At 64.1% G+C, this 7,819-nt stretch carries 9 protein-coding genes; all 9 read right to left on the bottom strand.

The annotated features are described in order from the left end of the window. Positions 1-270: 270 nt before the first annotated feature. The gene (locus AC5Y49_RS19440; RefSeq protein ID WP_499889940.1) at positions 271-888 is read right to left on the bottom strand and encodes a hypothetical protein; all 618 of its coding nucleotides are present in this window, start codon (positions 886-888) and stop codon (positions 271-273) included. Beyond that, positions 885-1,067, bottom strand: coding sequence for a hypothetical protein (locus AC5Y49_RS19435; protein ID WP_499889938.1), 183 nt, complete (start codon positions 1,065-1,067; stop codon positions 885-887). The genes AC5Y49_RS19440 and AC5Y49_RS19435 overlap by 4 nt, the downstream gene beginning before the upstream one ends. A gap of 113 nt (positions 1,068-1,180) precedes the next feature. After that, positions 1,181-1,759: a lipoprotein LppJ family protein gene (locus tag AC5Y49_RS19430; protein ID WP_499889936.1), complete on the bottom strand. Its 579-nt coding sequence runs from the start codon at positions 1,757-1,759 to the stop codon at positions 1,181-1,183. Then, positions 1,743-3,626 (bottom strand): alpha/beta hydrolase, encoded by a 1,884-nt coding sequence (locus AC5Y49_RS19425; protein ID WP_499889934.1) that lies wholly within the window; start codon positions 3,624-3,626, stop codon positions 1,743-1,745. The genes AC5Y49_RS19430 and AC5Y49_RS19425 overlap by 17 nt, the downstream gene beginning before the upstream one ends. A 113-nt stretch (positions 3,627-3,739) precedes the next feature. Continuing rightward, on the bottom strand, positions 3,740-4,051 hold the full coding sequence (locus tag AC5Y49_RS19420; protein ID WP_499889932.1) for a hypothetical protein: 312 nt from the start codon (positions 4,049-4,051) through the stop codon (positions 3,740-3,742). A gap of 55 nt (positions 4,052-4,106) precedes the next feature. Then, entirely contained in the window at positions 4,107-5,639 is a 1,533-nt protein-coding gene (gene eccD / locus AC5Y49_RS19415; RefSeq protein ID WP_499889930.1) for a type VII secretion integral membrane protein EccD, read from the bottom strand. Continuing rightward, the gene (locus tag AC5Y49_RS19410; RefSeq protein WP_499889928.1) at positions 5,636-7,033 is read right to left on the bottom strand and encodes a MinD/ParA family ATP-binding protein; all 1,398 of its coding nucleotides are present in this window, start codon (positions 7,031-7,033) and stop codon (positions 5,636-5,638) included. The genes eccD and AC5Y49_RS19410 overlap by 4 nt, the downstream gene beginning before the upstream one ends. An 87-nt stretch (positions 7,034-7,120) precedes the next feature. Then, positions 7,121-7,411, bottom strand: a complete 291-nt coding sequence (locus tag AC5Y49_RS19405; protein ID WP_499889927.1) for a WXG100 family type VII secretion target — start codon at positions 7,409-7,411, stop codon at positions 7,121-7,123. 28 nt (positions 7,412-7,439) lie between these two features. Further along, positions 7,440-7,733, bottom strand: coding sequence for a WXG100 family type VII secretion target (locus tag AC5Y49_RS19400; protein ID WP_499889925.1), 294 nt, complete (start codon positions 7,731-7,733; stop codon positions 7,440-7,442). Positions 7,734-7,819: the final 86 nt, after the last annotated feature.

Here is a 7,819-nt window from a genome sequence, read left to right as displayed (position 1 = left end):
GCCGACCATGCGGAGGCCAACCTGGATACGGTCCCGACGGCGCGCCATAGGGTCGGCCCTGGGGCAACCGCCCGGGCGGCGGCGGTGGCTGGCCGGGCCCCGGCGGCCCCGATTGCCATGGGCCCTGCGGGGGCGGGGGCACACTCAAGACACACCTCCAGGTCAACGTCAACTCACGCCTCACAATCGAGGCGGCCTCAACTGCAGCTTTTACTGCGTTGAACTTAATTGCGGCAAGCGCAAACAGCTATGAATTAACCCCGACTGCGGTTAGAGGTCAATCTCCGAGCCTGGCGTCACAGGCCGGCTCGGTGGCGGCGTGACCGGGACAGTCGGACTTCCCGGCTGGCCACCTGCTGCACTGCCGCCAAGCGAGTCGGGAATGGGCTCTAGCCGCTCGCGCTGCGGTCCGGCAGCCTGGTGTTTCGGCTCGGCCGGTTCGCTGGGTTTGTCCTCGGCCTTGTCGTCCTTGTCTTCCGGCTTGTCGGGTTGGAGCTGATCCGGGGGCACGTCGCCCGGCTGCCCATCCTGGCCGTGCTGGCCCATCTGGCCAGAGTGGCCCATCAGGCCCTGCAGGCCTTGCATGCTCTGCATAACGGTCTGCGGAAGCGCTCCGACCATTCCCACCATCTGCATCGGCATCTGCACGGCTTGGCCGGCCATCTCCATCGGCATGCCGAGCATCTGGCCCATCTGACCCATCATTTGGCCCATCGAGTCGCCGCCCGACGCCGGCGCGCCGCCTGCGCAACCGGGCTGGCCCTGGTCGAACTGCTGCTGGTTGATTTTGTTGCCCAGCGCTTCATCGGTCTGCGAGTAGTGCTGGGCGGCTTTGGCGACGTTGGCAGCGTCGCGCTGCGCGTCCGCCTTGAGCTGCTCCAGGGTCATGGGCCGACGACCGGCGCTTCCAGCTTGGGCACGTGCGCGGCAATGGCGGCTGATAGCGGGTCACTTCCCGACACGGTGAAGCCCGGCGGAATCACCGGAATTTCGTCGGCATGGGCGCCCAAATTCGCCGCGGCCTGCGCCAACCGCTCCGGATCTACTTTCAGCGTCTCTTGTGCCATCGCTAAAACCCCCACGCTGTGTGCTCGTAAGAACAAATCATAACCGGTCCGCTAACGCGTCGGGTGCACGAAGTTTGCCGCTGGAGACGATCGATGGCCGGCCGAACCAGCAGTCACCCCCCGACCAGTTCATTGGTGATGCGTTGGAAGCCGTTGTCGGTGTGGTGATCTTGCATGTTGCGGCACTCGCCGAAAAGTCGAATGGAGCCGTGATGGCCCACGGTGCCGCTCTCTCCGATAATGACCATGACCCCGCCCTTCTGAACGGCTGCGCCGAATGGACGCTTACCCGGCGGCGGGCCGGCTGACCAACCGGACTGTTCGGCCATCGTCGTGGCGATCTGCTGGAAATAGGCTTGCCGGTCGACACCGCCGGGCACGGTGAACAACATGTCCACCCGACCGCGGTAGGGCGGATCCCCTTGGTCGTTGCACGATTCCCACTGGAAAGTCCCGGAAAGGTCGGGCAAGTCGTTGACCTTGGCGATCTGTTTGGCCGGGTCGATCACCTGGGCCTTGGCCTGCTCATCGGTCAGCGGCTCGGGAGGTTGGGCCGCGCGGTCGTGCGACGGAAACATCAGCGAACATCCTCCTAGGACAAGAACCACGACCGCGATAAGCGGGGCGACGGCCAGTAACGCCGGTCGTCGCCGAATGCGGCTATCTCTACGATTACTAATAACCATGGTCATCAGTGACAGACGCCCCCGGTCGGTTCCATTCTGGGTCGGTCCACGGCAGATCGATATGCGGCACAGGAACATTGCCGATGCCTGGAACGTGCACCTGGGTCGGTGTGACGGGGTAGGGGGCATCGGCTCGTTGCCCGGCCACCAGTCCCTCGCGTTCCAGGCTATCGCCATGGCCGCTGACGATGTCGGTCATGCTGCGCAGTGATTCGCTGCCCACGTGGTAGTAGTAGGAATGGTCTTCTCTGCGAATGAATTCCGAACCCGGAACTTCAGCGCGAAATCGCGTCGCACCAAACCCCTCATGGGCCGGGTCAGTCTCCAAACCCGCTGCTGCCCCAACAGGATTGCCTAACGCATCGTTGAGCGCATTGGGCACTCCGCCTGCTTCGCCGAGCCAACCGACGAAGTCCGTGGAAGCGTCACCCACGTACACGTGTCCACCATTGAGGTGGAAATCACCAGCGGTGCTCGCAGCATCGGTCCCCGGACAACCCAGTAGCACGGCGTCATTGGCGTGCATGTCGCTTCGGGCGAACGCATCTGCCACGGTGGTCGATCCGTAGGAGTGCCCGATGACGGTGAGGTGCTGCGGCACGCCGCCTTCGTGGGTGACGCCGAGACTGTTGACGTCCCACGCAAGCAAATCTCCGCCGGTTCGGGCGAGGCCTGGGTTCCCTACATTGAGGTCGTTGAAGCTCGATGGGGTGTCGTAGCCCATCCACGCGATGACTGCGGTCGGATGGTTTGGATCGGCCAATGCTGATTGGTCGTAGAGATTGATCGCGTCATTGTGGCCTTCGGAGAGCCAGCCCGACTTAACACTGGCGCCGGTGCCCGGCACGATGACCGCCGTGTTCGGCGACTTGTCCGGGTTTCCAATCGCGATGGCTGCCTTGCCTTTACCGTTGAACGCCAACGGGTCATAGGCCCAGAGCATTGCCGGCCGCAGCTTGGACGTGTCCAGGTGGTTGTCCTTGGCATACTGGCCGATGCCTCTGTAGTCACCGTGATAGTCGTCGAGCCCCATGTCGTGGTAGAGACCGCGCTGCGTATTCTTGGCGTTCTGATACCGGGTAACGTCGTCACCCGAAAGCCCGTAGGCGCCCGGGTTTTTGAGCACTTCATCAGCCGAGACGTGGCGGCTGTTGGCGATGTCCTCGACGCGGTGGATGTCGTCATCCATCACCTGCACATTGACCTGGTCGCGGACTTCGGCGGGAACGCCACCGAGATTGCCCAGCAGTGGCGGATGTTGCGCGATGAGCGCTTGTCGCTGTTCGTCGCTGAGCGAATCCCACCACTTCTTGACGTCCTCGGGGCTGGTGTCCGGCGACGGAATCTGGATGTCTTTGCCCGCCACGTTGACCGGAGGATTAGGGATTGACGAACCACACGCCTGGGCAATCGCTGCCGCGGTGGCTTGATCGACTTCATCGAAGGTCTTCAATAGTTGTTGGAGGACAGTCGTCAGCTTCTCCGCTACCCCGTCCAGGAAACGGCCGACCAGCCACTGATGCGGCGTGACCACCCCATCGTCGCTGACCGAGAAGCCCAACTTCGCCAACGTGTGGACCATCTCCACGATCGCCTTGCGCAGGGCGCTTAATTGCTCTCCACCATTGTTCAGGGCGGATTGCAACTCCTGCAATCTGAGATGAAACCGCTCCTGTTTGCCCAGTTTGCGCAAACCCTCAGCCAGCGCGGCGGTGGCGGCCTCGCCCTGCCAGGACTGCTGCAGGTACGCCAAGTCCTCGCGCTCGCCGGCCATGATGGTTTCCAAGGTGGTGATCTTGCCCGAAATCTGTTCGGCGGCGTCGACGAGCTTCTCGGGGTGCGACCCCTCCACCGTCGAGACCGAAACACCCATGCAGCCAAGCCTTTCGAATGGCAGATTTCAAAACGGTACCACCGGAATAAGTGATGTCAGTGCATTAACTTTGCGGCAGCAGAGAATTACGCGACGAGCCCAAGCAGGGCGACTTACTTGCCGAATTTGACGTTGTGAATCGCTTCGCCCGCCATATGGTCCGTGTTGCGGTATTCGGCCGCGGCGGTTTTCAGGCTCCCCCCGTATTGCTCGGTTTCCGTCGCCAACGCCGCGGTCTGAGCGGCGATGGCCGTCTGCGCTTTTTGACAGGCACCCGCGGTAGCCAATTCAGATCCAACCCCCGCCGCATCGCCAAGGGGAGCGCCAGCGTCGAGTCCGGCCACTTCGCCGCCCGCGTGGCTGAAAGTGCTGCCGACTTTCCCGACCGCGTCCGCGTCGACGGTCAGTTCTTGCCCACCGCTCACTGGTCGAATCCCGCTGTGGGAGGCTCTGTTTGAGTCGCGACCTTCACCATCAGTGTCAGCCCCGAATATTGCGGATCAGGTCGTAGACGCTAGCGATCCACAGCAGTAACGGGATGAGGGTGGCGATAGCCGCGCCATCGGCCAATTCGAGAAGCCGCTTGGTCACCGGCGAGACACGACGGCCACTCCCGGTCGCGCCGATCGCGATCACGGCGACGACGGCGCCGGCGAGGTAGATGCTCAACGCCAGCCACGCGCTAGCCGGATACCACAGGCTCACCTTGACCATCACACCCGTCGGGATGGCGACGACGGCGGACAGCAGCGCCCAGGCACACCAGCGTTCGGCGTACAGCCGCGACCGGAACCCGCAGATCACCGTAACCAACGCGGCGGCAACGATGCTGTGGATGAAGAAGTGTCCGCGAACCACCACTGCGATGGCGCCGACGGCTAGCACCAGGGTGCCGGCAGAAAGAAAACCGATCAGCAACTGCCGGGCCAGCCGGCTGCGTTCGGTCAACCGCGCCGCCGAATCGGGCACCGAGGCCAGGATCGCCTGCCAGGTCGCCGACTCTTCGTCGACGTCTTCGGGAGCCTCGACGGCGTCGAGCAGCTCCTCGTTGCCGACGGTCTCACCGGGCGCAGGAATCGGCGGCAACGCGATCCGCGCGACCGCGACCGTCAGCTTGGCCGCATTGGTCACGACAAACAGCCCGACACCAATCGCACCGGCAGGTACCCAGTACTGCCAGCCATAGCCGTAGGCAATCGCCGCCGCCATGACCGCGATCGCCGAAACGGTAATAAATGAAGCCAATTCGGCGCGCCGTCGCGGGCCGCCCCGCGTCGCCAGTGTCAGCAGCAGGATGGCCACCGCGCTGGCCGCCAGTTGCGGCGCGCCCAACGAGTCGCTACCGCGCGGCAACGGGATCGCGAGCGCAACGGCTGCCGCCACTATCGGGTAGGCCGCGACCAGCAGGCTCTCCGACATCTTCACATTCCGGTACCGGCTTCTGGCCACGACACTGCCGCCCAGCAGACCGATCGCCAGAACACCCAGCGCCGGTGCCCACCACAGGAGATGCCCGGTGTTACTCCAGGCCATCGCCGTCGCCACGGCCAGCACCAGTGCCACGACCGGAATAGCAACCACCACAAAGCGATTCAGCGCCCGTCGATCGAACTGTGGTGATTCGTCGAGCACCGCGATGGCGTCGATGACATCTTCGACCAGCGGTCGATACCGCTCCGTGCGGCTGACCGAAACCAGCGTCAACAACGACCCGTCGACGACTCCGGCGTCGTCGAGTGACTTGTCGAGTTTCAGCGGCGGAGCACCCGGACGCGCGAACGCCCAGACGCCGCCGGCGGAGAAATCGAAGCCGGCCAGGACATCAGCCGGCGTGTCTTCCAGCAGATCGGTCAGCACCGAAACGGTCTCGTCGATATAGGCCTCTATCGGTGTCGACGAGGGCAGCACCAAGTCGGTCATCCGCTTGCCGGTAAGAATCGTCACGCGGGTGGTCGCCGGTCTGCTCGGCGTCGTTCCCGAGGTTGCCGATGCTGCGGCGGCGGGGGCGCTCAATGCCGTTCGAGTCGGTCGAAGTCGTCGGACAGTGCTGCGGCCAACTCGAGGATCCTGCGCTGGAAAGTAGAACCCAGCAGATCGAGTTGGATCTCGGTTCCGGCCGCGACGTGCTTATCCCAGGGCAGTACGAGGACTCGGCCGGGCTGCAGATGGCGTTCGAACTGCTGCACCAGATCATCGACATCCAGGTTCGGCTTGCCCGGCACCACATGGTTGATCACCACACACGCGCGGGATAGCAGGTCCTGATAGCCGTTTTGGCGCAGCCAGTCCATGGCGATCGCCGCCTGCCGCGCGCCGTCGATTGATGCGCTCGCCACGATCACGATGCCGGAAACCGACGACAGCACAGCTTTGGCCGACGAATCGAACAATCCGGGCCCGCAGTCGGCCAGTACCAGGTTGTAGTACCTCGACACGATGTCGGTGGCGCCCTGCCAGTCGTCGTCGTTGAACGCGCGGCGGGCCACGCTGTACTCCTCGGAAGAGAGCACTTCGAGGTTCGCGGCATTCATGCTGGTGTGCGCGCGGATGTCGTTGTATCGCGACAGCGACTTGTCGGCCAGCAGATCCGCGATGCTGGCCGCCGATTGACGCCCGGCACGATCGGCGAGGTTCCCGGCACCCGGATCGGCATCGATGGCCAGAATTCGGTCGCCTCGCACCTTGGCCAACGCCGAGCCCAAAGCGACTGTCACGGCGGTCTTTCCGACGCCGCCCTTCAAGCCCAAGATTCCGATCTGGTACGAGTCGCGGGCGTTGCGCCGGACCCGCATCTGCAGGTCCAATTCGTAAAGTTCGTCGGGAGACAGTCCGAGGTTCATCCTCGTCAGCAGATACAGCCAATGACGCCAGCCGTGTTGGGAAGGCATCTTGACCGCAGACTTGACGCCGACGTGCGACAACGCGTCGATAGCGCGGTGATTGCCGATTGTCGCCGCGGAAGTCTGCGGCTGGCTCGGCGGCGGTGGGGCGGCGCGCCAGCCACCTGCCTCTTGTTGTGACTCGGCGAAATGTTGGCTCGGCGCCGGGGCTGGTTGCATCGGCGGCGGCTGGGGCGGTGGCGTTCGCGGTCGTTCGTACTGCGCGCCGGTAGTGCCGGTGTTCGGCGTGGGCGCCGCGGTGCTGCCATTCGGTGCTGGCGGCGCGGGCATATCTGAGCGCGGCGGCGCCGGTTGCTGCGCGGCCTGTGCTTGCCACGACGGCGGCGGCTGCGGCGGCTGCGGCCCGCCGATAGGCATCGGCGGGGTGGGAGCATCGTGGGATGCTGATGGGCTCGCCGGCATCGGAGGCGGCTGGAACCGTCGAACGGCCTCCAGATCTACCTGCGCCGTTGTGTCCCCGGGCTCGTCCTCGGGGGCGTTGAAGAGCCGGTCATAGTCGGCCGACATGAGCACCTCTCAAGACTTCGTCGGTTGCGGCGGGACACGAGGTGGGCGAGCTCAACAACTCATACTCGCCCCCTCGTGCGCGCCGGGCTAGAAAAATCTAGCCGTGTTGGCGGCCTCGGTTTGACCCATTGTCGCACCGGCCTCGTGAATCGCCTGCGCCAGGTTCTGCAAGGCCAGGTTCAGTTCGTTCGCCGTTTGGTCCCACCGCATCATGAGCGTGTTGTAGGCGCCTTGGGCGTCGCCTTGCCACGCTCCGGCCAGCCTCGCAAGCGAGCCCTTGCCCTCGTCGAGCAGACCGGCCTGGATACCAACCGCGCCGTGAATAGCGGTCGCGTGGCCCTCGATGCCGGCGAAGTTGTAAGTGATTGGTTGTCCCATGTGATACTCCGTTTCTCTCGAGTCGGGGTCAGAAGTTCATGGCAGCGGCAACGCCGGCGGCCTGATCCTCGTCCGTGCTGGTGTAGTGGATGTTCGACTGGTGCAGGTTCTCAGTGACGTCGTCGAGTTCTTTCACCTGCGCGAGGGCAGCCTCGTTGTAACGGGCGAGTGCCGCCTGAGCAGCAGTGCCGGCACTACCCTGCAACTGCGGCATCAATTCTTGTGCTGTCCCCTCGACCCGGGCCATCACACCCTTGATCTCTCCTGCGATCCGCTCGAAGTTGCCGGCCTCTGTGGCGAGGACAGCCGGATCGGCTTCCATTGGTGCACCCATGCTGATCTCTTTCTTTTCCTGTTGTCCTCGCCACAGGGCGAGTCTTCCGGCCCCAATAGCCGGGAAGTCTTTGG

Source organism: Mycobacterium sp. NGS62 (assembly GCF_059812285.1).
This window is presented reverse-complemented; position numbering and strand designations above follow the sequence as displayed.